We start from the raw sequence: 23,980 nt of genomic DNA, 5'->3' as shown, positions 1-23,980 counted from the left end.
TTCGACTCCGAGTCTGCCATCTCGCCGCCCGCCGCGCCGCTGCCCGACCCCGCCGGGTGACGGGGCCGGACGCGTGCGGATCAGAAGCTGTGTTCGGGTCCCGGGAAGGTGCCCTGACGCACCTCGTCAGCGTAAGCGGCCGCCGCGGAACGTAATTCGTCGCCCACATTGCCGAACCGCTTCACGAACTTGGCGGTCTTGCCGCTGGTGTAGCCCGCCATGTCCTGCCAGACCAGCACCTGGGCATCGCAATCGGCACCCGCGCCGATTCCGACCGTCGGGATGGTCAGCTTGCGGGTGACCTGCCCGGCCAGCTCGGCGGGCACCATCTCCATCACCACGGAGAAGGCACCGGCCTCCTGCACGGCGATGGCGTCGGCGACGAGCTGCTCGGCACCGTCACCGCGACCCTGCACCCGGAAACCGCCGAGCGTGTTCACGCTCTGCGGGGTGAAACCGATGTGGGCCATCACGGGAATGCCCGCGGCGGTGATGAGCGCGATCTGCTCGGCGACCCGCTCGCCGCCCTCCAGCTTCACCGCGTGCGCGCCGCCCTCCTTCATGAAACGGGTGGCGGTGGCCAGCGCCTGCTGAGGTGAGGACTCGTAGGTGCCGAACGGCAGGTCGGCGACCACCAGGGCGTTCGGTGCGCCGCGCACCACGCCACGGACCAGCGGGATCAGCTCGTCCACGGTGATCGGCACGGTGGTGTCGTAGCCGTACACGACGTTGGCGGCGGAATCGCCGACCAGCAGGACAGGGATGCCGGCCTCTTCGAACAGGCGGGCCGAGGAGTAGTCGTAGGCGGTCAGCATCGACCAGCGCTCACCCTCGGCCTTCATCTGCTGCAGATGCTGGACGCGGGTCTTGCGGCGAGGCTTGGGGGTGGTAGCGGGAGCGGCACCGTAGGCAGGGCTCTGCTCATCGGATACGGACATCATCGTCCCTACTTTCGTCTGGTTCCTCGAGGCCCGTAGCGGGTCCCCGGGTTTTTCTGACGCATCCAGTGTGCCACCTCGCCCCGAACCGTTTTAAGGGCATGGCCGGTGGGATCGGTCACACCCGCGCTTCGGTTACCGTGATGGCGAGCCCGTTCGGGTGCGTCGTATTGCGCCGCCCGGCGCGGAAAGGTTGGCCAACTGTGCAGCGAGGCAGGCTCGTCGTTGTTCTCGGCGCGATCTGCGCGCTGGTCGCCACCGGATGCGGAACCGGCAGCGACAGCGCCACCCCGGCCACTCCGCTGCCGCCGTCGCCCCCCGGGCTGAACAATTTCTACGAACAGCGCATCGACTGGGGTTCCTGTGAGGAGTTCGGCAGCCCCGAGGAACGGTTGCCGCCGAGTACGCAGTGCGCGCGCGTCACCGTGCCGATCGACTACGCCCGGCCCGACGGTCCGACCGCCCAGATCGCGTTGTCGCGCATCCCGGCCAGGGGAGACAAGATCGGGTCGCTGCTGATGAATCCGGGCGGGCCCGGCGTCTCCGGACTGTCGATGGTCACCGTCGGGCACCGCACCGAGCTGGCCGAACGATTCGATCGGATCGGTTTCGATCCGCGTGGCGTCGGCTCCTCGCTGCCCGCGATCGTCTGCCTTACCCCGCCCGAAGCCGATGCCGAACGCGCCGAACCGCCCACCGACAACACCCCGGCGGGCATCGCCGAGGCCGAGGCCGAGAACCGCGAATACGCCGGTCGTTGCGCCGAACGCTCGGGCCTCGACCTGCTCGGCCATGTCGGCACCCGCGAGGTCGTCCAGGACATGGACGTGCTGCGCTCGGCCCTCGGTGACGCGAAACTGACCTACCTCGGCTACTCCTACGGCACCCGCCTCGGCGCCGCCTACGCCGAGAAGTACCCGCAGAACGTGCGCGCGATGGTCCTCGACGGCGCCGTCGACTCCTCCCAGGAGCCGGTGCAGGAATCGCTGCGCCAGGCGGCGGGCTTCCAAGGCGTGTTCGACGCCTACGCCGCCGACTGCGCGAAGAGCGCCGACTGCCCGCTCGGCACCGACCCGGCTGGCGCCGTCGTCCGCTTCCGGCAACTCGTCGACCCGCTGCAAGCCGCCCCGGCCCGCACCGAGGATCCGCGCGGCCTGAGCTACAACGACGCCATCACCGGCGTCCAGCAGGCCCTCTACAGCGACGAGATGTGGCCCCTGCTCACCCGCGGCCTCACCGAGCTGCAGGGCGGCACGGGCGACACCCTGCTGCAACTGGCCGACCTCTACGACGGCCGCCGGGCCGACGGAACCTACGCCAACACCCAGGACGCCTTCAACGCCATCCGCTGCGTCGACGACCCGCGCATCACCGATCCCGCGGTCGTCGCCCGCCAGGACGCCGAATACCGCAGGGCCGCACCATTTCTCGACGACGGCAAGGGTACCGGCGCGGCACCGCTGGAACTGTGCGCGTCCTGGCCGGTGCCGAACACGAGCGAACCGCACCGGATATCGGCGCCCGGCGTGGCGAAGATCGTCGTCGTCTCAACCACCGAGGACCCGGCCACCCCGTACCAGGCCGGTGTCGACCTGGCCGAGCAGCTCGGCGCCGCCCTCGTCACCTTCCGGGGCAACCGGCACACCGCCGCCCTCGTCGCCGGCGACCGATGCCTCGACGACGCCGTCATCGCCTACCTCACCGAACTCGCCACGCCCGCGCCCGGACTCACCTGCGGCGGGTGAGACCGCGCACACCGCCCGGTCACGCGAGGTGAGAAGTGCGGACGATGTGACGTGATAGCAAACGAGTCGGCGTATGTAACACGGATTTAACGCCGGGTGCCTACGCTCGCCGTATGGATCGCCAGAAGGAATTCGTGCTGCGGACGCTCGAAGAGCGGGACATCCGCTTCGTACGTCTCTGGTTCACCGATGTGCTGGGCTACCTCAAGTCCGTCGCCATCGCCCCCGCCGAGCTCGAAGGCGCCTTCGAGGAGGGCATCGGCTTCGACGGGTCGGCCATCGAAGGCTTCGCGCGCGTGTCCGAGGCGGACATGGTCGCGCGGCCCGATCCGTCGACCTTCCAGGTGCTGCCCTGGGCCAGCTCCAAGGGCCACCAGCATTCGGCGCGCATGTTCTGCGACATCACCATGCCCGACGGTTCGCCGTCGTGGGCGGACCCGCGCCACGTGCTGCGCCGTCAGCTCAACAAGGCCGCCGACGTGGGCTTCAGCTGCTACGTGCACCCCGAGATCGAGTTCTTCCTGCTGGAGAACCAGCTCCGCGACGGCTACGAGCCGATGCCCGCCGACAACGGCGGCTTCTTCGACCAGGCCGTGCACGACTCGGCCCCCAACTTCCGCCGCCACGCCATCGACGCGCTCGAGTCGATGGGCATCTCCGTGGAGTTCAGCCACCACGAGGGCGCGCCCGGCCAGCAGGAAATCGACCTACGCTACGCCGACGCGCTATCCATGGCCGACAACGTGATGACCTTCCGCTACCTCATCAAGGAGGTGGCGATCGACGAGGGTGTGCGCGCGACGTTCATGCCCAAGCCGTTCTCCCAGTACCCCGGTTCGGCCATGCACACCCACATGAGCCTGTTCGAGGGCGAGTCCAACGCCTTCGCCGACCCGGACGACCCGAACAACCTGTCGAGCACCGCTCGCTCGTTCATCGCGGGCATCCTCGAGCACGCCCCGGAGATCAGCGCGATCACCAACCAGTGGGTCAACTCCTACAAGCGCCTCATCCACGGCGGCGAGGCTCCCACGGCCGCGTCCTGGGGCCGTTCCAACCGCTCGGCGCTGGTCCGCGTGCCGATGTACACGCCGAACAAGTCGTCGTCGCGGCGCGTCGAGATCCGCAGCCCAGATTCGGCCTGCAACCCCTACCTCACCTTCGCGGTGCTGCTCGCGGCCGGTCTGCGCGGCATCGAGAAGGGGTACAACCTGCCGCCCGAGGCCGAGGACGACGTGTGGTCGCTGACCGACGCCGAGCGCCGTGCGATGGGCTTCCGCTCGCTGCCGGGCACCCTCGACGAGGCACTGCAGGCGATGGAGCGCTCGGAGCTGGTCGCCGAGACCCTCGGCGAGCACGTCTTCGACTTCTTCCTGCGCAACAAGCGCCGTGAATGGGCCGACTACCGCAGCCAGGTCACCCCCTGGGAACTGAAGGAATACCTCAGCCTGTAATTCCTGCGCCGGGGGATCCGGCGTGACGCTGTCGTTGCCCGGACCATGTAAGTTTTGACGCATGGTTCGGCCACCGACTGCCCGCTCCACAGTTCCCGGCGTAGGTCGGCTCGGGTTACTTGAACCCACCGCGGCGGACTCCCTGCACCAGCTCGGCTGGGACAATGTCGACGGCGTGCCCGTGCTCTGGGCGCTGTCACGTTCGCCCGACGCCGATCTGGCCCTGTCCACGCTCGTGCGGCTGCGCGAAGCGCTCGGAAACGACTGGGGCGAACTGGATTCGGCGATCCGCTCCGAAACGACGCTGCGTGGCAGGCTGTTCGCGCTGCTCGGTTCCTCGACGGCGTTCGGCGACCACCTCGTCGCCGTACCGCAGCGCTGGAAAGTGCTGCGCGCCGGTCGGCTTCCGGATCGCGACGAACTGATCGCCGACCTGCTCGACGCCGTCGACGCGAAACCCGAGACCGGACCCAACGCGGGCCCCATGCTGTTCCGGGCCGGTATCTCCGGTCCCGAGTCGATCGCGTTGCTGCGGGACCGGTATCGCGATCAGCTCATGCTCCTCGCCGCGATCGATCTGGCCTCCACCGTCGAGAACGAACCGGTGCCGCCGTATCAGGTGGTCGGCAGGCACCTGTCGGACCTGGCCGACGCCGCGCTCACCGCCGCCCTGTCGGTGTCGGTGGCGCGGGTGTGCAAGAACGGCGAGGTTCCGGTGCGTCTCGCGGTGATCGCGATGGGCAAATGCGGTGCGCGCGAACTGAATTACGTGAGCGATGTGGACGTGGTCTTCGTCGCCGAGCCCGCCGACGCCACCGCCACGCGCTTGGCCGCCGAGATGATGAGTGTCGCGAGCTCGGCCTTCTTCGAGGTCGACGCCGCGCTTCGCCCCGAGGGCAAGGCCGGTGCGCTGGTGCGCACCCTCGATTCGCATCTGGCCTACTACAAGCGCTGGGCCCGCACCTGGGAGTTCCAGGCGCTGCTGAAGAACCGCCCGATGACCGGCGATCTGGAACTCGGACAGCAGTACCGTGACGCGCTCATGCCGATGGTGTGGGCCGCCTCCGAACGCCCCGACTTCGTCGCCGACGTGCAGGCCATGCGCCGCCGGGTGGAAGACCTGGTGCCCGCCGACCTGCGCGAACGCGAACTCAAACTCGGCGCCGGCAGCCTGCGTGATGTCGAATTCGCCGTGCAGCTCCTGCAATTGGTGCACGGGCGCGTCGACGACTCGCTGCACGTGACCAATACCGTCGAGGCGCTCACCGCGCTGGCGGCGGGCGGGTACGTCGGCCGCGACGACGCCGCCAACCTCACCGCCTCCTACGAGTTCCTGCGCCTGCTCGAGCACCGCCTGCAGCTGCAGCGGCTCAAACGAACACACACCCTGCCCGCCGCCGACGACGAGGAGGGCATGCGCTGGCTGGCGCGCGCCGCCCACATCCGGCCCGACGGCCGCCAGGACGCGGTCGGCGTGCTCGACACCGAGATCCGCCGCAACGCGGTGCGGGTGCGTCGCCTGCACGCCAAGCTGTTCTACCGGCCGCTGCTCGATGCGGTGGCCCGGATGGATTCCGACGCCCTTCGCCTGAGCCCCGACGCCGCCGTGCGCCAGCTCGCCGCCCTCGGCTACGCCGCCCCGGAGAACGCGCTCGGGCACCTCAAGGCGCTCACCGGTGGAGTGTCGCGCAAGGGCCGCATCCAGGCGCTGCTGCTGCCGACACTGCTCGAATGGCTCGGTGACACACCGAATCCCGATGCGGGCCTGCTCGCGTACCGCCGGGTGTCGGAGGGGCTCGACGACCAGATCTGGTTCCTGCGCGAACTGCGCGACGAGGGCGCCATCGCCCAGCGGTTGATGATCGTGCTCGGCTCCTCGGAGTACCTGCCCGACCTGCTCATCAACGCCCCCGAGACCATCCGCATGTACGCCGACGGTCCCGGCGGGCCACAGCTGCTCGGACCGCAACCCGAGGACGTGGCGCGCGGCATCCAGACCGCCGCAGCCCGCTACGACGACCCGAAACGGGCTGTCGCAGCGGCTCGTTCGTTACGCAGACACGAACTGGCCAGGGTCTCCTCGGCCGACCTGCTCGGCATGCTCGACGTGCCGCAGGTGTGCGCGGCGCTGTCGTCGGTGTGGGTGGCGGTGCTCGAGGCGGCGCTCAGCGCGGTCATCCGGGCCTCGGAAGCCGAGCGTGGCGCCCCGGCGCCCGCCGACATCGCGGTGATCGGCATGGGCAGGCTCGGCGGCAAGGAACTCGGCTACGGTTCCGACGCCGACGTGCTGTTCGTGTGCGACCCCCGGCCCGGCGAAGACGAGACGACCGCGGTGAAGTGGGCGACCACTGTCGCCGAGAACGTGCAGCGGCTGCTCGGTGCCCCGAGTGTCGACCCGCCGCTACAGGTCGATGCGGGCCTGCGCCCCGAGGGTCGTCAAGGTGCCCTGGTTCGCACGCTCGCGGCCTATCAGGCCTACTACGCCCAGTGGGCCCAGCCGTGGGAGGTGCAGGCGCTGCTGCGCGCACACCAGGTGGCGGGGGATCAGGACCTGGGCGTGCGGTTCCTGCATGTCATCGACCCGGTGCGCTACCCGGCAGGCGGTGTGTCGCCCGAGGCGGTGCGCGAGATCCGCCGGATCAAGGCGCGCGTGGATTCCGAGCGGCTGCCGCGCGGCGCCAACCCCGCCACCCACACCAAACTCGGTCGCGGTGGCCTGGCCGATATCGAGTGGACGGTGCAACTGCTGCAGTTGCGGCACGCCCACGAGGTGCCCGCCCTGCACAACACCTCGACACTGCAGTCGCTCGACGTGATCGAGGCCGAGGGCATCCTCGAGCCGGAAGACGTTGCGCTGCTGCGCGAATCGTGGCTCACGGCGACAGCGGCCCGCAACGCGCTCGTGCTGGTGAAGGGCAAGCCGACCGATCAGCTGCCCGGTCCCGGCCGGCTGCTGTCGGCGGTGGCGCGCGTGGCCGGCTGGCCCAACGACGACGGCAGCGAATTCCTCGACAACTACCTGCGCATCACCCGCCGGGCCAGGGCTGTGGTCGAGCGGGTCTTCGGGGTGTGAGGACATGAGAAAGGCCCCGCACCAGTGGTGCGGGGCCTTTCTACAGCATCACGCCGAAATCAGATGGCGCGGACGTCCTGAGCCTGGGGGCCCTTCTGGCCCTGGCCGACCTCGAACTCCACGCGCTGGCCCTCTTCGAGCGACTTGAAGCCCGAGCCGCCGATGGCCGAGTAATGCACGAAGACGTCGGGGCCGCCTCCGTCTTGGGCGATGAAGCCGAAGCCTTTTTCGCCGTTGAACCACTTAACAGTGCCTTGAGTCATGTTTTTAAAAGTCTTTTCCGTAGGTGAGCCACGGCGATCACTTGCGATCAGCCCAGTCTCAGCGTCCAAGTATGCCACACTCGTCAGCAAACCGCGCATTCGGCTGCATCACACCACCGTATGGGCGGAGTCTGCGGAAATTCCCGGGCGTGTCGCACGCGGTTTCGGTCATCCTTCGACCTCGCTCACCCGCCGCCGCGAAGTGTGCCAATCTGGGCACCATGGACATCGACCTCGCCATGCGGGTACTCGACGCACACGTGGCCTTCGAGAAGCGGCGGCTGCGCGATCCCGCGGGTTTTCTGGAACTGATCACCGAGGAGGTGGACGGCGCGCTCGCCGAGGCCGACGTGCTCACCCTGGCCGAGGCCGTCACCCGCGAGCAGATCAAGGCCGTCGCGCACAAGTACGCGGTGCAGTTTCCCGTCGAGGGCGCCATCCCCGAGCTCGTCGGTGAGGTAGCCGCGCGGTTGTACAACCATCGCGTCAACGACGAGATGGAAGTCGGCGAGGTGGTCGACACCCGCCACTTCGACGACCTCGTCGACGCGATCGCGGGCATGGAGGTGACGCACCGTCTGCTGCGCATGGTGCTGAACAGCCCCGTCACCGTCGACGCCTGCGTGGAGGCCGTGCAGCGCGCGGTGGTGACCGCGGTCGACGACGGGCGTCACGTGGAAGGCGGCGGGCTGGCCGCCTCGCTGCGCGGTGCGCTGTCGCGGCTGGCCGAACCGGCGATGCCCGTGATCGAGAACGGTGTCGGCCGGATCACCCGCACCGGTGCGCGATTCGTGTTGCGCGGCAACAGCAACGACGCCGACGAGGTGCTCATCGACACCGCCCGCGAGACCTGGCGCAAGCACGTCGGCGATTCGGTCGGCACGTTCCGTGAGGTGGTCTCGGCCGACGACGTCGAGGACATCGTCGTGCTCGCCTTCGAGTTCTGGCGCTCCTTCCGCGACACCGACTACTTCCACGCCCTGCTCGACGAGGGCATCGACCACGTCTTCGACAAGTACGGCGACACCGCACTCACCGAACTCCTGGCCGAGCTCGGCGTGAGCCGCGCCGACATCATGGAGGAGGCCCTGCGTTTCGGACCGTCGGTGCTCGAAAAGCTCGACGAACGCGGCTATCTCGACGCACTGTTGCGACGCAGGCTCGCGCCGTTCTACGCCTCGGCGGAGTTCCGTGCCGCGGTGGCCGGGACCGGGTAGCGCGGCACTCGACCCGCCAGTCCTGTTCGGGCGCTGGGATGTCGGAGCCTGTCGGTACGATCCGTGCGACGATGGGGCGGTTCGCCGCTAGGAGGAACGCGATCGAAAGGCTGTCGTGACACGTCTGTCCACCCTGCTCGACCAGATCGATTCCGGGGCCGTGCTGCTGCCGGAGTTCCAGCGCGGGTACGTGTGGAACCGCGATCAGGTGCGTGGGCTCATGCGGTCGCTGTACCTGGGGTACCCGGTCGGTGGCTTGCTGGTGTGGGAGACGGGATCCGACGACATCGCGGTGCGCGGCACGGCCGCCGGCTCGGGCCTGCGGCAGCTGCTGCTCGACGGCCAGCAGCGCATCACCACCCTCTACGGCATCGTGCGCGGGAAGGCGCCGTCGTTCTTCGAGGGCGACGCCGTGGCGTTCACCGGCCTCCATTTCGATGTCGAGCGTGAGCTTTTCGAGTTCCAGGTGCCCGGGCGCGACATCAGTCCGGCGTGGATCGATGTCACCGAACTGTTCGCGCTCGGCCCGATGCACTACATGTCCCGGTTCCCCGACGAGTCGCCGGAAACGCTGGCGCTGTACCTGGACCGGTTGAACAAGCTGCGCGAGATCACCCACCGCGAGTTCAATGTCGAGACCATCACCGGCTCGGACCGCACGGTCGACGAGGTGGTCGACATCTTCAACCGGGTGAACTCCGGCGGCACCAAACTCTCCAAGGGCGACCTGGCGCTGGCCACCCTGTGCGCCCAGTGGCCGCAGGCGCGCGGCAACCTGCGCGATCACCTGATCCGCTGGGACAAGGACGGCTACACCTTCACCCTCGACTGGCTGCTGCGCAATGTGATCGCGGTCGGCAACGGGCGTTCCCACTTCGACGCGCTCGGCGATCTCGAGCCCGCCGAATTCGAGCTGGCGCTGAGCGAATCGGCGCGCCAGGTCGACACTTTCCTCGACACCGTCGCGGGCAGGCTCGGCCTCGACCACGACCGAGTCCTGATGGGCCGCTACGCGATTCCGGTCATCACTCGGCTGCTGTTCCTCAACGGCGGGCAGTTCGACAACGACCTGCACCGCGACCGGGTGCTGTACTGGTACATCCATTCGGCGCTGTGGGGCCGCTTCAGCGGGTCGACCGAGACTTTCCTGCAGCAGGACTACGACACCCTCGAACGCGGCGGTATCGACGCGCTGATCGCCTCCCTGGAACGTCTGCGCGGCGGCTCGCTCGACCTGTGCGCCGACGACTTCGCCGGTGCCACCCGAGGTTCGCGTTTCTACCCGCTGCTGTACCTGCTCACCCGCGTGGACGGTTCGCGCGATCTCGGCACGGGAACCGAACTCGGCATCGAACAGTTCGGCGACCGCACCCCGGTGCAGGTGCACTATTTGTTCCCCAAAACCCTGCTGCGCGAATACGGCTACGAACGCAACGAGATCAATGCGATCGCCAACTTCTGCTTCCTGAGTCCCGGCTCGGAAGCCGAAGTGGGCGAGCGCGAACCGGCCGACTACTTCGCGGAGATGGAGCGGCGCAACCCGGGCGTCCTCGCCTCACAGTGGATCCCCACCGACCCCAACCTCTGGCGCGTGGAGAACTATCGCGAATTCCTGCGCGCGCGGCGCATGCAGCTCTCGCGGGCGGCCGATACGTTCCTGGAGAAGCTGCGCACGGGTAACCTGCACCGGCCGACGCTGCTGACGGTCGGCGTCGCCGGTGTCACGGTCGGCGACCCGGCCGTCGACCAGGTGAACGCCCTCGTCGAGGACCTCGTCGCCGACGGTTTCGGTTTCCCGCTGCTCGACAGCGAGGTCTCCGACCCCATCACCGGCCGCGAACTCGCGGTGGCGGAGGCGTTCTGGCCCGAGGGCCTGCAGCCCGGTGTCGGGATGCCCGTGGTGCTGCTGCTCGAACCGGCCGACGCCGACCTCACCCGCTTCTCCCAGCTGGGCTACGCGGTGTTCACCTCCGTCGACGCCCTGCGCGGCTACGTGGAGAACCTGCGTGCCGAGGCGTCCGGTGCTCCCGGCTTCGACGGCCCCGCCGCCGATGTGGCCGCGCTGGCCGAGCGGCTGCCCGCCACCTGGGTCGGTAATTCCGAACTGGTCTGGTTCACCTATTCGTGGGCGCTGCTCGAGCAGGACCGGGCGAGCGGTCCCGAGGTGGTGGAACTGAGCCCCGAACAGGTCGCGTTGCGCTACATCGCGCTGTGGGCGCTCACGCGCACCTTCTACATCCACGCCTTCGACCAGGGCAACCCCGGTGAATGGCGCTACTACCTCGGCGACGCCATCGGCCCCAACCCGCTGATCCCGCGTGAGTGGCTCGCCGCGCGGGCGGTCGAGTCCGGTGCGCTGGCGCCCGGTGCGGTCCCCGGTGACGAGGACATCGCGATCGCCCTGGTACACGGCGTCATCGATACCGTCGACGAGGTGGCCAACGCGCTCACCCACATCCTGGGTGGGCCTGGCCTGTTCGCTTCGCTCTGGGCCTCGGCGGGCGCGGCCGAACACTACGGCTATCCGCTGTCGACCGATCAGATCAACGACCTCATCAACCAGGTCGTCAACGATCCGGCGTCGCGAAAGATCCAGGCCTACAACTGGATCGAAGCGGGCATGCCGCTCTAGTCCGGTGCGCCGGTCACGCGTTGGAAGGCCGTGACGAATTCTCGGAGGGCATCGGGGTCGGTCGTTTCCACGGTGATCGGGGTGCCCGCGCGGACGTCGAGTTCGGGCCAGCAGACGGGCAGGACCGGCAGCTGCACGGTTCGGGTCCCGACGGTCACCGTGATCGCGGGGGTGCGGCTCGTCGCGACGGTCATCAGGTTCTCGACGGCCTGCTCGGTGAGCTGCCCGGCGGCACTGAATTGTTCGATGTACACGGCCACCTCCTTCTCGGCGGCCAGTGTAGGCCCCTCAGAGAATCCTCAGAGGCACCACATCCAGGCCTGATGCGTGCCCGCTTAGGCTGCTCGCATGATGCGTGAATGGATGGATCGAGCGCTGCTCGTCCTGGGGTGGGGCGCAGTGATCGCGGCGGTGGCCGGGATCGTGTTGCACGTCGGGAACTGGCAGCAGAGAACGTTGGTCTTGCTGGCTTCGGGGGCGATGTGGCTGATGCTCGGTGCCGTGGTGGGGGTGGTGTTGTTGCTGCTCGCGCGCGGGTGGCGCAGTGCCGCCGTGGGGGCCGCGGTGCTGGTGGGGGCCGGTGCGCTGGTCGTGCCTTCCTATGTTCCCGAGGCGCGCGCCGCCGACGGGCCGGAAGTGGTTGTGCTGCAGTCGAACATCCTGTTCGGCAAGGCCGACCCGAAGGCGGTGGTGTCGACGGTGCGCGACAACGACGTCGATCTACTCACCGTCGAGGAACTGACCTTCGACGCGATCACGGCGCTGCGTGCGGCCGGGCTGGAGGAGCAGCTTCCGCACGTCTACCTCGAAGCGGCCCACGCGGGCGGGGGAGGCACCGGGATCTACAGCCGCTATCCCTTGCGTGACACCAAGAAGTTCGACGGTTTCGTGATGAGCAACCTCGGCGCGACGATGGAACACCCGCAGCGCGGCCCGATCTCGGTGTTCGCCTTCCACCCGATGCCGCCGAACCTGGACTTCGTGGCGTGGTCGAACGAGATGCGCCGGGTCGACGAGATTCTCGCCGCCACCAGCGCGCCCGCGATCGTCGGCGCGGATTTCAATGCGACCCAGAATCATTCGGCCTACCGGGCCCTGCTCGACGGCCCGTTCGCCTCGGCCGCCGACCAGACCGGCGACGGCATCCTGCTCACCTACCCCGCCGACCGCCGCTGGGGTCCGTTGCTCGGTATCGACTACGTGCTCGTCGCCGGTGGCGTCGCCGAAGACGTTCGCACACTGACCCTTCCGGGTACCGACCATCGCGCTGTGCTCGCCACGCTCCGAATGGACCGCTGACACTTCTGGATTACCATGTGAGCGCTCGACAGCGGAGGCTTCGTGTCCGCGTCATTTCCGGGGAGGACAGCGTATGAGAAGACATCGGTTCGGCGTGGCCGTAGCCGCGGCACTGATGAGCGTGGGGGTGCTGGTCACCGGTTGCTCGACGGCGAACACCGTCACCGGCGACCAGGCGGCGCCCGCGCAGGACAACCCGTGGGAGGTGGCGGGCGCCACCTCGAGCGAGGGGCCGAGCGGCCCGCGCCCGGGTGTGCCCGACACCGACAAGAAGGCCGAGAACACCGACAACGGTGCCATCGACAAGCTCGCGATGAACGCGATCGCCGACATCGAAGAGTACTGGCAGGGGGAGTATTCCAAGACGTTCCGCGGCGACTTCAAGCCGGCCTCGAAGTACATCTCCTGGTCGGCGCGTGCCTCGGAGGCCGAGTCGGTGGAGTTCTGCTTCGGCAGCACCTACAAGCTGGTCAATGCCGCGTACTGTCCGCTCAACCACACCATCGGCTGGGACCGTGAGGTGCTGTTGCCGCTGCTGGTCGACAAGTACAAAGAGATGTCGGTGGTGATGGTGCTGGCCCACGAGTACGGGCACGCCATCCAGGCGCAGGCCGATCTGCTGCGCGGGTTCCTGATGGACGGCCTGGTGAAGGAACAGCAGGCCGACTGCTTGGCCGGTGTGTTCCTCCGCCATGTGGCCGAAGGCAATTCGAAGCACTTCACCCTCAACACCACCGACGGCCTCAATGGTGTCCTCGGCGCGACCGTCGCGGTGCGCGACCGTGACCCCAACGACCCCGATGCCATCCACGGTTCGGCGTTCGAGCGGGTCACCGCGGTGCAGATGGGTTACACCGACGGCGCCAAGGCGTGCAAGGCCATCGACAAGGACGAGATCGCCAAGCGCCGCGAGGGGTTGCCGGTCACCTTCGAGGAGGACGAGCGCGACAAGCAGTTGCCGGTGGACCAGGAAACGCTCAGCACGCTCGCCACCCAGCTCGGCAAGTCGATGCCGGTGCAGGACGTGCCGAAGTTCGACTACAGCGGCGTCACCCGCAACTGCGCGAAAACGACCACGACCGAACCGGTCTCGTACTGCCCGTCGTCCAACACCATCGGCACCGACGTGTCCGCCATGGCCAAGCGGGCCGGAGAAGGCGCGAGCGGTGAGGAGGAACCGCTGTCGGCGGTCGTCACCGGCGACTACAACGCCGCCGTGGTCTTCGTTTCCCGCTATGCCCTTGCGCTGCAACAGGATCGGAAGGTCTCGCTGACCGGCGCGGCCACCGCCGGCCTTCGCACGGCCTGCCTGTCGGGTGCGCTCACCACGAAACTCAGTGAGCCGGGCAGCGATCCGCGCCTGTCGGCGGGCGACCTCGACGAAGCGGTCTCCGGCCTGCTCGCCGACGGCCTCGCCGCCAGCGATGTCGACGGCAAGGTGGTGCCGAGCGGATACCAGCGCCTCGAGGCCTTCCGCACCGGCGTCCTGCAGGGCGAGCAGGCCTGCTGGACTCAGTTCGAGTAATCAGGAAACCGGCAGCGATCGAAGGGAGCTGAGGGTGTTCGCCACCGCGCGGGCAGCCTCGGCTCCCTTCGTCACGAAGTGGTTGGTGTAGTAGTCCACGTGCTCGCTGTGCTCGTGGAAGTGATGCGGGGTGAGCACCACCGAGAACACCGGCACATCGGTGTCGAGCTGCACGCGCATCAGTCCGTCGATGACCGCAGAGGCGACGAAATCGTGGCGGTAGATGCCGCCGTCGACGACCAGGGCGGCGGCGACGATCGCCTCGTAGCGGCCGGTGGCGGCCAGGCGCTTGGCGTGCAGCGGGATCTCGAAGGCACCCGGCACGTCGAACACCTCGACCACCGCCTGGTCGAAGCCCAGGTCGGCGTACTCGGCGAGGAAGCCCTCGTGTGCTTTGTTGACGATGGAACTGTGCCAGCTGGCGCGGATGAAGGCGACAGCGCCGGAAGTGGTGTTTCCCATGGTCGGAGTCTACTAGGCGACAAGTTACTTGTCGGTAATATGGGTCGTGAGCCAGTCGACGACGTCGCCGATCACCTCGTCGCGCTCGGGTTCGTTGAAGACCTCGTGGTAGTAGCCCGCGTAGCGGCGCACGGTCTTGTCGGCCGAGCCCGCGTCGCGTTCCAGCACGTCGGCGCTCGACGGCGCGGCGATCGCGTCGCCGGTGCCGTGCAGCACGAGCAGCGGTGCGGTGAGCGAACCGAGGCGCTGCTTCACCAGTTCGGTGTGGCGCAGGATCTCCACGGCCGTGCGCGCGGGCAGCTTCCCCCGGAACACCAGCGGGTCGTTGTCGTAGGCGCGGACCACCTCGGGATCGCGGCTGATCTCCGACGAATCCAGTTTCAGCACACCGAGATTCGGGGCGAACCGGGTGAGCAGTGGCGCCGCCGCCCGCTGCACCGGATTGCCGAGCGGGATGTCGAGCGGCGGTGCGGACACCACGACACCCGTCACGTCGACGGGCGCGCGGGTGGCCAGATGCAGGACGACGAGACTGCCCATCGAATGCCCGAGCAGGAAACGCGGCAGGCCGGGGTTGGCGGCACCGGCGATGTCGAGCAGGGCCGCCACATTGTCGGCGGCGGCATCCATCGAACCGATATTGGCCCGGTGACCCGCCGAGCGCCCGTGCCCGACATGGTCGAGTGCGTACACCGCGAATCCGGCCTCGGCCAGCGCGGCACCGACGTATTCGTAGCGGCCGGAATGTTCGGCCACGCCGTGGACCAGTGTCACCACGGCTCGCGGCGCGTCGGGTTGCCATGCGCGCCAGGCGATCCGCCCGCCGTTGCCCGCGAATTCACCGGTCTCGGTGGTCATTGCTGCGTTCCTGTCGGCTCGGGCGCTGTCCGGTCGGTGGACGCGGCCTGCTCGGGCCGGTCGCTCGGTGCGGCGAGCCGCTGGATCAGACGCCGGTTGAATTCGATCAGCCGAGCGTAATTGAGCCGCGAGATCCGTTCGTCGGTTCCGTGTATCCGCTCCAGGTCTTTGGTGTCGAGCACAATCGGCGCGAAATTACAGCGCGTTTCGACCAGATCGTCGTAGTGGCGCGAATCGGTGGCACCCGGCACCAGGCCGGTGGTGGTGACGATGCCGGGCACCAGACCGGTGGCGAGTTCGGCGATCAGGTCGTAGGCGGGCCCGGGGCCGTCGACCCGTGACGGCTCGGAGGTGGGGCCGACGAGTTCGACCGTCACGCCGTCGTCGCCGATCACCCGGCGGCAGTGCGCGATGACGGCCGCGACCGAATCACCGGGCAGGATACGGAAATTCACCAGCGCCTCCGCGCTCTGCGGCAGCACATTGGCTTTCACTCCACCCGCGATCACCGTGGGTGCCGTCGTCGTGCGCACCAGCGCTTCCGTGCTGGGAGCCAATGCCATGATCCGGGTGAGCAGCGGTGCCGCGAGCCGCGACAGCACCTCGGAATCGGTGAGCCCGAGCAGCTTGCGGCGTGGCCCGGGCAGGGCCACGCGCATCCGGGCGAGCATGTCGGCGATCACCGGCGTCAGCCGCAACGGCATCGGCCGGTCCTGCACCCGCGCCACCGCGCGAGCCAGCCTGCCGACCGCGGTCTGCCGCCCGGGCATCGAGGAGTGCCCGCCGGTCTCGGTCACCGAAAGCCGCACCGTCGCGTAGCCCTTCTCGCCCAGCATGATGCTGGCGACGGGCCGGTCGACCCCGTCGGCGACCCCGTCGGTGATGACACCGCCCTCGTCGAGCAGCAGATCGGCCCGTACGCCGAGGTCGCGCAGGTGCCCGGCCATGCGCACCGCGCCGCCGTCGCCGAACACCTCCTCGTCGTGACCGAAGGCCAGGTAGACCGTGCGGCTCGGCCGGATTCCGTTCCGCAATGCCCACTCGACGGCCTCGAGGACGGCGAGCACGCGGCTCTTGTCGTCGATCGCGCCCCGGCCCCAGATGAACTCGTCGTCGACCACACCGGCGAACGGCGGATGGGTCCAGCGCTGCGGGTCGTCGGCCGGGACCACGTCCTGATGGGCCAGCAGAATCGCCGACACACCCTCCTTGACGCCCGGCCAGCGGTAGAGCCTGCTGCGGCCGAACACGGTGAGCTCGAGCTCGGCGTGGGTCAGCGGGAACGCGGCCTCGAGGTGGTCGGCCAGGCGGGCGAACTCGGCGTCGGCGCTGCGGGCGGGATCGTCGGCCGACACCGTCGCGCAGCGCAGGGCCGCGGCCAGCCGTTCGGCCACTTCGTCGTCGGCACCGTCGGTGACGGGGGAGTGGGCACTGTTGTCGGTGATCGGGCGCACCTGCGCCATTCTCGCCGGACACGCGGCGGAAAGCGCGGCGAATCGTCGCGAGTGTCATGCGGTCCGACCGGCGCGCGACGGTGCATCTAAGCTGAACACCATGGCAGGAGGCAAGGGCGGCAAGCCGTCGAAGGAAGCCAAGGCCGCGGCTAAAGCGGCCCGTAAGCAGGCATCACGCGAACGTCGTCAGCAGTTGTGGCAGGCGTTCAACATGCAGCGCAAGGAAGACAAGGCGCTGCTGCCGCTGATGATCGGCGCACTCGTGGCCACGACGGTGGTGTTCTTCGTCATCGGCCTGATCTTCGACATGCAGTGGTTCCTGCTGCCGCTCGGTCTGCTGCTCGGTGTGCTGTTCGCCTTCATCATCTTCGGGCGGCGCGTGCAGAAGAACGTCTACCGCAAGGCCGAGGGCCAGGCGGGCGCGGCGGCGTGGGTACTGGAGAACCTGCAGGGCAAGTGGCGGGTCGCCAATGGCGTGGCCGCGACCACCCAGCTCGACGCGGTGCACCGTGTGATCGGTCTGCCGGGCGTCATCTTCGTCGCCGAGGGTTCGCCGCAGCGGGTCAAGTCGCTCATCGCGCAGGAGAAGAAGCGCACCGGGCGCCTCATCGGTGACACCCCCATCTACGAGGTGATCGTCGGCAACGAGGAAGGACAGACCCCGCTCAAGGACCTGCAGAAGTTCCTCACCAAGCTGCCGCGCAATATCGACGTCAAGCGGATCGACCAGATCGAGGGCAGGCTCTCGGCCCTCAGCTCCCGCAGCGGCGGTCCCGCGATGCCGAAGGGCCCGATGCCCCCCGGCGCGAAGATGAAGGGCATGCAGCGCGCCATCCGTCGCCGCTGACCCACCCCCGTCGCGAGCCCGTCACCGTGCAAGGTGACGGGCTCGCCGCTTTTTCAGGCCTGGGAGGTGCGGCCGGTCAGCAGCCACAGCACACGGTCGTAGGCCAGCAGGTGATAGCCGACGAGGACAGCCGCCGAGATCAGCGCCAACCGGGGCAGAGTCGCTGCCCACAGGGCCGCGGCCCCGCCGAACAGCACAGCGAGCTCGACCCCGAGCCGCACCGGACCGGGGACCGGCACCGGCGCGTCACCGCTGCGGCTCGGGTCGTCGGGGACCGCGAGCGTGCCCCACAGCACAGCCGCCGCGACCGGCAGCACCACGACGAGCAGATATCGCCACGGGGAATCGAAGGCACGCCAGCCGAACACCCCGAACGAGGTGATGGCGATCAGTTCGAGCAGAAAACGTACGGCCAACAGGGCCGGATTCAGTGACACGGCCTGATCGTATGGCTGCGCCGCACGCCGCGCGCTCGATCAGCGGGCGTTGACCAGGGCGGTGCCGGTGGCCTGGTCGTGCATGCCGCGGCCGTCGGCATCGGTGAACAGGGCGGGCACCACGAAGAACACCAGCACCTGCCGGGCCAGCGCGCGCACGAAACCGACCGGCACGGGCGCGTCGATCCGCGCCACCCGCATCCGCAGGAAGTACTGGCCTGGGGTGAACCCGAACAGCGTCACCGCGAGCACACCGATCACGAACCACACCAGCAGCGGCACCGACGACGACGCGAAACTGCCGGTGATGACGGCCGCGATGCCCACCGCGATGAACCAGTCGACGAACAGCGCGACCACCCGCCGCCACGTCGGGGCCAGCGAGCCCGCGCCCTCGCGAGGCAACCCGTAGAGCTCGCCGGGGTAACCCGCTGTCTCGTCGTCGCCTTCGGTGGGATTGCCCGAGAGCCATGTGCCGGTGATGCGCGCCATGAGTTCCAGGATAGAGCCGGGTCAGGGGCGGCTCCCGACCGCATTGACGGAGGTCACGTGAGCGCGCGCGGGTGGAGATGGCAGGATTGGGCCTGCAGGTCGCGCCCGGATGGCAGACATCACCGTCGCCCGGCATGCGCGTAACACTGGCGAAACACAGCCTTGACTGTAGGGAAACACCGCGTCCATAACGTCAGGTCGCGACGAACCCACGCATCGTGACGGGCTGGGAACCGATCCGTAAGGAGAACAAGTGACGTTCAGCACGGCCGAAGAGGTCATCCAGTACATCAAGGAACAGGACATCGAGTACGTCGATATCCGTTTCTCGGACCTTCCCGGCGTCCAGCAGCACTTCTCGATCCCGGCCAAGGCGTTCACCGCCGACCTGGCCGAAGAGGGTCTCGCGTTCGACGGTTCCTCGGTGCGTGGCTTCCAGTCGATCGACGAGTCGGACATGCTCCTGCTCCCCGACTTCAGCACCGCCCGGATCGACCCGTTCCGTGCCGCGAAGACGCTCAACCTGAACTTCTTCGTGCACGACCCGTTCACCCGTGAGGCCTACTCCCGCGACCCGCGCAACATCGCGCGCAAGGCGGAGGAGTACCTGCGTTCGACCGGTATCGCCGACACCGCGTACTTCGGTGCCGAGGCGGAGTTCTACATCTTCGACGGCATCCGTTACGGCTCGGGCATGAACGGCTCGTTCTACGAGATCGAGTCGATCTCGGGCTCGTGGAACACCGGCAAGGAGTTCAACCCGGACGGCAGCCGCAACCTCGGCTACAAGGTCCGCAACAAGGGCGGTTACTTCCCCGTCGCCCCGTACGACCACTACGTCGACCTGCGCGACAAGATCTCGACCAACCTGCAGAACGCGGGCTTCGAGCTCGAGCGCGGCCACCACGAGGTCGGCACCGCCGGCCAGGCCGAGATCAACTACAAGTTCGGCACCCTGCTGGGCGCTGCGGACGACCTGCAGCTGTTCAAGTACATCGTGAAGAACACCGCGTGGCAGGAAGGCAAGTCTGTCACCTTCATGCCGAAGCCCCTCTTCGGTGACAACGGCTCGGGCATGCACGTGCACCAGTCGCTGTGGAAGGACGGCAAGCCGCTGTTCCACGACGAGGCCGGCTACGGCGGCCTGTCGGATCTGGCGCGTCACTACATCGGCGGCATCCTGCACCACGCCCCGTCGCTGCTGGCGTTCACCAACCCGACCGTCAACTCCTACCACCGTCTGGTGCCGGGCTACGAGGCCCCCATCAACCTGGTGTACTCGCAGCGCAACCGTTCGGCTGCCGTGCGTATCCCGGTGACGGGCAACAACCCGAAGGCCAAGCGCATCGAGTTCCGCGCGCCCGACTCCTCGGGTAACCCGTACCTGGCCTTCGCCGCCATGATGATGGCCGGCCTGGACGGCATCAAGAACAAGATCGAGCCGCTGGCTCCGGTCGACAAGGACCTCTACGAGCTGCCGCCCGAGGAGGCCAAGAACATCCCGCAGGCCCCCACCAGCCTCGCGACGGTCATCGACCGCCTCGAGCAGGATCACGACTACCTCACCGAAGGCAACGTCTTCACCGAGGACCTGATCGAGACCTGGATCCAGCTCAAGCGCGACAACGAAATCGCGCCGGTGAACCTGCGTCCGCACCCGTACGAGTTCGAGCTCTACTACGACGTGTAAGCCTGACCTGTGCGAACGGGCCTGATCGGCCCGTTCGGTCCGCAGCTGGTACGCAGTTCGAAAGTCCCCTCCGGCACCGTCGGAGGGGACTTTCGTCTGTGGTGGTCCGCCGCCGGTGACCGGTCGATTGTGCGCCCCCGGATGTCGGGGCTGGACGGGGTGGGCGGTAGCGGTCATAGTGCTCGGGTGCGATGGGGTGTTGTGGTGGCTCGGGCCGTGGTCGGCGTGGCGTTGGTGTTCGGTGTCGCGGCGGCGCCGGTGTCGGCGGATGAGCCACCGATCGAGGTCGAGTTCAGCTGGACCCAGGAGTATTTCACCGCTGCCGATGGCACTCGGTTGCATGCGGATGTGTTGCGGCCAGCCGGGTTGGCGGCCGACGCCCGCACCCCTGTCCTGCTGACGGCGAGTCCGTACCGTGCGCACCTGGCGTACCTGAGCGTGCCGCGCCCGGGTGGTGGCCCGTCGACGGAGAATCTGCCGGTCGAGTGGGCGCTGCGCGCGGGGTACACCTACGTGATCGTGGATTTGCGCGGCTTCGGCGGGTCCAACGGCTGCCCGGATTACGGCGGTCCGGGGGAGCGCTCGGATGTGGTCGCGGCGGTCGAGTGGGCGGCGAGCAGGCCGTGGTCGACCGGCCGGGTCGGCATGGTCGGCACCTCCTATGAGGGCTGGACCGGGATGATGGCGCTGGCCGAGAAGCCGAAGGGGCTCGCGGCGGTCGCGGCGTTCGCCCCGGTCGTCGACCCGTATTCGTACCTGTACATGCAGGGCACCTCGTGGAAGTTCGGCGGCAAACCGCTGACCGAGGACGGTGTGCGCCCCGCCGACATGGCAGGCGGTGAGCACCTGGCCATCGCGTCGACCCCCGGTCACTGGGCCGACAGCGACGAGTACAAAGCCAACGCCGTCCAGATGACCCAGGCCTGCGCCGACAGCTACCTCGGGCTCACCATGAACCACAACGGCTCCGACCCCGGCTGGCGGGAGCGCGACATGGTCGAGGACCTGCGCGGCAACACCACCCCGCTGTTCCTCGGCCAGGGCTTCCTCGACGCCAATACCCGCGCCGACCGGGTCATCGAGGCCTGGGAAGCGCGGGGCCCGGGCGAGCATCGTGCCTGGTTCGGACAGTGGGGTCACTCCGATTGCCGGGAGAAGTGCGGCACACCGCATTTCGCCGCCGAACTGTACGCATTCCTGGACCGGCACGTGGCCGGCGCCGACGTCGAGGTGCCCGGTCCGCCGGTCACCGTCGGCCAGTTCGACGGCGGGTGGCGCAGCGAAGACGTGTGGCCGCCGGTCGACACGCGTCGCACGACGGTCCAGTTGCGCACCGGAACCTATGTCGATCGTGGTCTGCTGCCCGGCGCCGACCGGGAGATCTGGTCCATCTCGGATCCGGTCACCCAGCCGGTGCACCTGGCGGGCCGCCCCACCGCGTCCCTGACGCTGTCCGGGCCGCCCGAGGCGACGGTCGCGCTCGAGCTCTACGACATCGCGCCCGACGGCCGCGCCACGGTGATGAGCCGGGGGATCGCCCCGGTTCGCACCGAAACCCAGGTCCGGCTGCTGTGGCAGGACGCGCGGTTGGCTGTCGGGCATCGGTTGGGCGTGCGCATCACCGATGTGGTCGACGACGTGTGGTCGCATACGCCGACCAATGCGCGGGTCACCGTCGAGGCAGCCCGGGTGGAACTGCCGTTGCTCACCGCCGCCCGCGAGCTGAACCTGTCCGGTGGTGTGCCGACCTGGCATGCGCGGTGGCGGGGTGCCGAAACCGTCGAACTCGGACAGGCGTTGCTGAATGATCCGGCCCTGCGGGTCGAACTGCCTGCTTAAACCTGCTGGGAGATAGCCTTTTCCGAGCCCTCGAGCACGCGGACGACCTGGTCGGGATGGGTCAGTTGCGGGTAGTGCCCGGCACCGGCGATGGTGGTGACCCGGTGGGCGGTCGGCTGCGTCAGCGGGTCGTCGGCACCGACGACGATGTCGACCGGAACCCGGACCTCGGCGAGTTTCGCGGCCAGGTCGGCACGGTATCGATCTTGGCGTACCGACCGCATGATCGCGAACGTACGCTGAGCCACCCCGTTGCGCCGCAGGCCCGCGACCGCCGACGCGACCGCCGTGCCGTTCGGAATACCAAGGCGCGCGGCTAGTTTCGCGGCCGGAAGCCGCTTCGCGACAGCGGCAGCCACGGGCGAAGCGGTAATCCACGGCAGCTGTGACTGGAGGAACCACGGTGCGATCAGCACCAGTCGCGGAACCCGATCCGGGTGGCGCAGCGCGTATTCGACGGCGGCACCGGTGCCGAGGGAGTGCCCGACGAGCACGGGCGTGCTGCGTACCGGCGCGAGCAGGTCGTCGATCCACTCGGCTGTCGACATGCCCGACGCGGCCGAGCGGCCGAGTCCGGGCAGATCCGCGGCGAGAACCGAACCTTCCAGCGCATCGGCGAGATCGGCCCACGAATCGCTGTCGAGCGGAATGCCGTGCAACAGCACATAATCTGGGTCGGCATGATCGCCACTCAGCCAGGTTCCCGTGCGGAAACCGGCTGCCCGCGTCGTCTCCACGACACCGTTACGAGTGGCGACGATCCGGTCGGCGTAGGACCGCAGGAGATCGCCGACCGGTGGCTGCGTGATTCCCAGTCGTGCGGCGACTTCGTCGCTGGCGGAGGTGTCGTATCGGTCGCTGCTGATGAACGACAGCGTCTCGGGATCGGTCTGGGTGAGTGCCCGTGGCAGCCGCCGCAAGATTTCGGCAGGGACGGTGAAGCGCGGTGCGCGGACATGCAAGTGATCGGCGACGAGGCGGATCAGCTCGGGAAGATTCGGGGTCGTGGCGTCGAGGACGGGGTAGGAACGTCCCTCTGTGTCGGGCAGGGTGGGCAGGCCGACGATGAAACGGGTGAGGTAGTCCAGGTCGACGACCGGGATGAACGTGTCGGCCGATCCCGGCAGCACGGGCAACTTTCCGCGCCACAGCAAGTCGATCAGGTCTGCGAGCCCGAAGAACTGACCGGGGCCGACCACACCGGACGGGTTGGCGAAGGTCAGAGGAATATCCTTGTCAGCAGCCACTTTTCGCAGCAGCGCATCGGCCTCGACCTTCGAAGCCTCGTAGGCGCCGGAACGATAGTCGGTGTGCCCGGCCTCGGCGCGATATCCGGTGATGTGCACGATTCTGCGTAGATCCGGTTGTCGCGCCGCCCATTCCAGCACGTGCAGCGCACCGTCGAGGTTGACCCGACGCGCCACGTCGGCATCGAGCCCGAACTTCATCAAGGCGGCCGCGTTGTACACATCGCGTACCCCTTCGATCGAGTCACCCAGTGCCAGATCAGGTTCGGCGATATCGGTCGTGGTGATCGTCAGATCGGTGGTGTCCACGCCTTGCTCGTTCAGCCATGTGGACAGACGCTGCTCACTGCCGGCGCGCAAGGCGGCTGTGACGGTGTGCCCGGTGCGCAGCAATTCCGCGACCAGTGAGCGGCCGATGAATCCGGCCGCCCCGAAAACGATCGAATCGGTATGAACCATGATGTCCTACTTTCAGTAGACCGATTGGCATATTTTGTGGCGATAAAAG

Annotated in this window: 19 protein-coding genes; 10 read left to right on the top strand and 9 right to left on the bottom strand. The window is 68.3% G+C overall.

The window, feature by feature from the left end:
• Positions 1-80: 80 nt before the first annotated feature.
• Positions 81-938 carry a 3-methyl-2-oxobutanoate hydroxymethyltransferase gene (gene panB, locus AB0I19_RS24970; protein ID WP_357151621.1) on the bottom strand — a complete coding sequence of 286 codons (858 nt, stop codon included), beginning with the start codon at positions 936-938 and terminating at the stop codon, positions 81-83.
• Between the two features lie 143 nt (positions 939-1,081).
• Here panB and AB0I19_RS24965 point away from each other — a divergent pair, with 143 nt between their 5' ends.
• From AB0I19_RS24965 to AB0I19_RS24955, 3 genes are all read left to right on the top strand, one after another.
• A complete protein-coding gene (locus tag AB0I19_RS24965) occupies positions 1,082-2,683 on the top strand; it encodes an alpha/beta hydrolase (RefSeq protein WP_357151619.1) in 1,602 nt (533 codons plus the stop codon).
• A gap of 113 nt (positions 2,684-2,796) precedes the next feature.
• Complete coding sequence (gene glnA, locus AB0I19_RS24960) at positions 2,797-4,137, top strand: type I glutamate--ammonia ligase (RefSeq protein ID WP_181697962.1); 1,341 nt, start codon at positions 2,797-2,799, stop codon at positions 4,135-4,137.
• Between the two features lie 61 nt (positions 4,138-4,198).
• Positions 4,199-7,210 carry a bifunctional [glutamine synthetase] adenylyltransferase/[glutamine synthetase]-adenylyl-L-tyrosine phosphorylase gene (locus AB0I19_RS24955; protein WP_357151617.1) on the top strand — a complete coding sequence of 1,004 codons (3,012 nt, stop codon included), beginning with the start codon at positions 4,199-4,201 and terminating at the stop codon, positions 7,208-7,210.
• A 59-nt stretch (positions 7,211-7,269) separates the two neighbouring features.
• Here the strand turns inward: AB0I19_RS24955 and AB0I19_RS24950 are convergent, their stop codons facing one another.
• The gene (locus tag AB0I19_RS24950) at positions 7,270-7,473 is read right to left on the bottom strand and encodes a cold-shock protein (RefSeq protein WP_056821080.1); all 204 of its coding nucleotides are present in this window, start codon (positions 7,471-7,473) and stop codon (positions 7,270-7,272) included.
• Between the two features lie 221 nt (positions 7,474-7,694).
• On the opposite strand from AB0I19_RS24950, the gene AB0I19_RS24945 reads away from it, so the two are divergent.
• Positions 7,695-8,690, top strand: a complete 996-nt coding sequence (locus AB0I19_RS24945) for a hypothetical protein (protein WP_067642372.1) — start codon at positions 7,695-7,697, stop codon at positions 8,688-8,690.
• A 115-nt stretch (positions 8,691-8,805) separates the two neighbouring features.
• A complete protein-coding gene (locus tag AB0I19_RS24940; protein WP_067487334.1) occupies positions 8,806-11,322 on the top strand; it encodes a DUF262 domain-containing protein in 2,517 nt (838 codons plus the stop codon).
• Here AB0I19_RS24940 and AB0I19_RS24935 read toward each other — a convergent pair.
• The gene (locus AB0I19_RS24935; protein ID WP_357151614.1) at positions 11,319-11,576 is read right to left on the bottom strand and encodes a hypothetical protein; all 258 of its coding nucleotides are present in this window, start codon (positions 11,574-11,576) and stop codon (positions 11,319-11,321) included. The two genes, AB0I19_RS24940 and AB0I19_RS24935, sit on opposite strands and share 4 nt — an antisense overlap.
• Before the next feature lie 94 nt (positions 11,577-11,670).
• On the opposite strand from AB0I19_RS24935, the gene AB0I19_RS24930 reads away from it, so the two are divergent.
• Entirely contained in the window at positions 11,671-12,621 is a 951-nt protein-coding gene (locus AB0I19_RS24930; protein ID WP_357151612.1) for an endonuclease/exonuclease/phosphatase family protein, read from the top strand.
• A gap of 73 nt (positions 12,622-12,694) precedes the next feature.
• Entirely contained in the window at positions 12,695-14,146 is a 1,452-nt protein-coding gene (locus tag AB0I19_RS24925) for a metallopeptidase (RefSeq protein WP_357151610.1), read from the top strand.
• Here the strand turns inward: AB0I19_RS24925 and AB0I19_RS24920 are convergent, their stop codons facing one another.
• Genes AB0I19_RS24920 through AB0I19_RS24910 form a run of 3 tightly spaced genes read right to left on the bottom strand, consistent with a single transcriptional unit; the run spans position 14,147 to position 16,920 of the window.
• Positions 14,147-14,608, bottom strand: a complete 462-nt coding sequence (locus AB0I19_RS24920; protein WP_067487344.1) for a 6,7-dimethyl-8-ribityllumazine synthase — start codon at positions 14,606-14,608, stop codon at positions 14,147-14,149.
• A gap of 24 nt (positions 14,609-14,632) precedes the next feature.
• Positions 14,633-15,466, bottom strand: coding sequence for a lysophospholipase (locus AB0I19_RS24915; protein ID WP_357151608.1), 834 nt, complete (start codon positions 15,464-15,466; stop codon positions 14,633-14,635).
• Positions 15,463-16,920: a M20/M25/M40 family metallo-hydrolase gene (locus AB0I19_RS24910; RefSeq protein ID WP_357151606.1), complete on the bottom strand. Its 1,458-nt coding sequence runs from the start codon at positions 16,918-16,920 to the stop codon at positions 15,463-15,465. Before AB0I19_RS24910 ends, AB0I19_RS24915 begins: the two co-directional genes overlap by 4 nt.
• 100 nt (positions 16,921-17,020) lie before the next feature.
• Here AB0I19_RS24910 and AB0I19_RS24905 point away from each other — a divergent pair, with 100 nt between their 5' ends.
• Complete coding sequence (locus AB0I19_RS24905; protein ID WP_067487348.1) at positions 17,021-17,767, top strand: DUF4191 domain-containing protein; 747 nt, start codon at positions 17,021-17,023, stop codon at positions 17,765-17,767.
• A 53-nt stretch (positions 17,768-17,820) separates the two neighbouring features.
• Here the strand turns inward: AB0I19_RS24905 and AB0I19_RS24900 are convergent, their stop codons facing one another.
• Both AB0I19_RS24900 and AB0I19_RS24895 read right to left on the bottom strand, forming a co-directional pair.
• Positions 17,821-18,204, bottom strand: a complete 384-nt coding sequence (locus tag AB0I19_RS24900) for a YrdB family protein (RefSeq protein WP_067642194.1) — start codon at positions 18,202-18,204, stop codon at positions 17,821-17,823.
• A 39-nt stretch (positions 18,205-18,243) separates the two neighbouring features.
• Positions 18,244-18,696, bottom strand: coding sequence for an RDD family protein (locus tag AB0I19_RS24895; RefSeq protein ID WP_067487354.1), 453 nt, complete (start codon positions 18,694-18,696; stop codon positions 18,244-18,246).
• A gap of 253 nt (positions 18,697-18,949) precedes the next feature.
• Here AB0I19_RS24895 and glnA (AB0I19_RS24890) point away from each other — a divergent pair, with 253 nt between their 5' ends.
• Together glnA (AB0I19_RS24890) and AB0I19_RS24885 are read left to right on the top strand one after the other, a co-directional pair.
• Positions 18,950-20,386 (top strand): type I glutamate--ammonia ligase, encoded by a 1,437-nt coding sequence (glnA, locus tag AB0I19_RS24890; protein WP_067487357.1) that lies wholly within the window; start codon positions 18,950-18,952, stop codon positions 20,384-20,386.
• 186 nt (positions 20,387-20,572) lie between these two features.
• A complete protein-coding gene (locus AB0I19_RS24885; protein WP_357151604.1) occupies positions 20,573-22,225 on the top strand; it encodes a CocE/NonD family hydrolase in 1,653 nt (550 codons plus the stop codon).
• Here the strand turns inward: AB0I19_RS24885 and AB0I19_RS24880 are convergent.
• On the bottom strand, positions 22,222-23,931 hold the full coding sequence (locus tag AB0I19_RS24880) for an alpha/beta fold hydrolase (RefSeq protein ID WP_357151602.1): 1,710 nt from the start codon (positions 23,929-23,931) through the stop codon (positions 22,222-22,224). The genes AB0I19_RS24885 and AB0I19_RS24880 overlap by 4 nt on opposite strands.
• Between the last annotated feature and the right edge of the window lie 49 nt (positions 23,932-23,980).

It is taken from the genome of Nocardia sp. NPDC050413, assembly GCF_040655475.1.
Taxonomy (GTDB): Bacteria; Actinomycetota; Actinomycetes; order Mycobacteriales; family Mycobacteriaceae; genus Nocardia; species Nocardia coubleae.
This window is presented reverse-complemented; position numbering and strand designations above follow the sequence as displayed.

Coding starts and splice junctions, on each gene's coding strand:
- AB0I19_RS24965 (WP_357151619.1), top strand. CDS start 1,082: ATGGCGAGCCCGTTCGGGTGCGTCGTATTGCGCCGCCCGGCGCGGAAA.
- AB0I19_RS24920 (WP_067487344.1), bottom strand. CDS start 14,608: ATGGGAAACACCACTTCCGGCGCTGTCGCCTTCATCCGCGCCAGCTGG.
- panB (WP_357151621.1), bottom strand. CDS start 938: ATGTCCGTATCCGATGAGCAGAGCCCTGCCTACGGTGCCGCTCCCGCT.
- AB0I19_RS24925 (WP_357151610.1), top strand. CDS start 12,695: ATGAGAAGACATCGGTTCGGCGTGGCCGTAGCCGCGGCACTGATGAGC.
- glnA (WP_181697962.1), top strand. CDS start 2,797: ATGGATCGCCAGAAGGAATTCGTGCTGCGGACGCTCGAAGAGCGGGAC.
- AB0I19_RS24905 (WP_067487348.1), top strand. CDS start 17,021: ATGGCAGGAGGCAAGGGCGGCAAGCCGTCGAAGGAAGCCAAGGCCGCG.
- AB0I19_RS24955 (WP_357151617.1), top strand. CDS start 4,199: ATGGTTCGGCCACCGACTGCCCGCTCCACAGTTCCCGGCGTAGGTCGG.
- AB0I19_RS24915 (WP_357151608.1), bottom strand. CDS start 15,466: ATGACCACCGAGACCGGTGAATTCGCGGGCAACGGCGGGCGGATCGCC.
- AB0I19_RS24950 (WP_056821080.1), bottom strand. CDS start 7,473: ATGACTCAAGGCACTGTTAAGTGGTTCAACGGCGAAAAAGGCTTCGGC.
- AB0I19_RS24880 (WP_357151602.1), bottom strand. CDS start 23,931: ATGGTTCATACCGATTCGATCGTTTTCGGGGCGGCCGGATTCATCGGC.
- AB0I19_RS24945 (WP_067642372.1), top strand. CDS start 7,695: ATGGACATCGACCTCGCCATGCGGGTACTCGACGCACACGTGGCCTTC.
- AB0I19_RS24930 (WP_357151612.1), top strand. CDS start 11,671: ATGATGCGTGAATGGATGGATCGAGCGCTGCTCGTCCTGGGGTGGGGC.
- AB0I19_RS24895 (WP_067487354.1), bottom strand. CDS start 18,696: ATGGCGCGCATCACCGGCACATGGCTCTCGGGCAATCCCACCGAAGGC.